Here is a 1,643-nt window from a genome sequence, read left to right as displayed (position 1 = left end):
GTCAACGTATTGGGTAACGACAGTGATGTTGATATCGGCGACAGCTTAGATGTGAGCAGTGTGACGGTTGTCAGTGCACCAAGCAACGGGCAAACTCAAGTAACCGCAACGGGGGCAATCATTTACACCGCCAATGCAGATTACTATGGTGACGACAGCTTTACTTACACAGTTAAAGATAGCAATGGCGCGATATCTAACCTTGCTACTGTCACCATGACCGTGAACCCAGTCAATGATGCGCCGGTGGCACAAACGCAAACCCTTAGCCTTGATGAAGATGCAAGCTTATTGATCACATTGCTTGCGACAGACATCGAAAATGACAGCTTAACTTATCGCATTGATACTGATGTCGCACACGGAACGCTAGTTCAACAAAGCAGTGATAGTTGGTTGTATTCAGCTGCGGCAGATTATAACGGCAGTGATAGTTTCACGTTTGTAGCCAATGATGGTGCGTTAGATTCAGCTCCTGTTAGTGTTAACTTAACCGTTAATGCTGTAAATGATGCCCCTGTTGCCAGCGCTGCAGCGGTGTCAGTAAATGAAGATACGCCACTGACTATCAACCTTACCGCCAGCGATATCGAAGGCGATACCTTAACGTATCAAATAAGCAGTCAGCCACAAAATGGCCGTGTTACATTGACTGGCTCGCAAGCAATATACCAAGGTGAGAGTGACTTCTTTGGCACCGATAGCTTCAGCTTTGTTGCTAACGATGGTAGCGTGGATTCAGCACCAGCGGTGATCACAGTGACCGTGAGCAGTGTTAATGATGTGCCAGTGATCAGCGGTTCACCGACTGTGTCAGTGAGTGAGAAAATCGCTTATAGTTTTGCGCCAACGGCAACTGACACCGAGGGCGATAACTTAACCTTTAGCATCAGTAATAAACCAAGTTGGTTGAGTTTTGATAGCAGTACCGGGTTGCTCAGTGGTACCGCTGGTAACGGCGATGTGGGTGTGTACAGTAATATTGTGATCAGTGTCAGCGATGGCATGGGTACGGCGAGCTTACCGGCATTTAACTTAACGGTGATCAACGTCAATGACGCACCAACAATTGGTGGTGTTCCTGCATTAAATGTTGATCAAGATACGTCTTATAGCTTTACCCCAACAGCCAGCGATATTGATGGCGACAGCTTAACCTTTAGTATTAGCAACAAGCCGAGCTGGGCAAACTTTGATAGCAGCACTGGGCAGTTGTCAGGTACGCCAAGTAATGATGATGTCGGCGTAAATAACAACATTATTATTTCAGTATCAGACGGCGCGATTACTACAGCACTGAGTAGCTTTAATCTCACCGTTAAGAACGTTAACGATGCACCGACAATCAGTGGTACACCGAACACCACGGTAAGCGAAGACAGTCAGTATCAGTTTACGCCATCAGTGCGTGATATTGATGGTGATAGCCTCAGTTTCAGCATCATTAATAAGCCAAGTTGGGCAAGCTTTGACACCAGCACGGGCGAATTAGCGGGCACGCCACAGAACGAGGATGTGGGCAGCTACGCGGCTATTACTATCAGTGTTAACGATGGCACAGATAGCGCCAGTTTAACGCCATTTACATTAGAGGTAACCAACACCAATGATGCGCCGGTAGGGCAAAACTTCGCGTTTAACCT

General features: G+C 47.0%; 1 protein-coding gene. It reads left to right on the top strand.

The window, feature by feature from the left end; translation table 11 throughout:
* Positions 1–1,643 (top strand): cadherin-like domain-containing protein (locus H5158_RS22410; protein ID WP_182740951.1); only part of this gene is annotated, 1,643 nt, incomplete at both ends.

The organism is Pseudoalteromonas sp. SR45-6, from assembly GCF_014163545.1.
GTDB classification, from domain to species: domain Bacteria; phylum Pseudomonadota; class Gammaproteobacteria; order Enterobacterales; family Alteromonadaceae; genus Pseudoalteromonas; species Pseudoalteromonas rhizosphaerae.
This window is presented reverse-complemented; position numbering and strand designations above follow the sequence as displayed.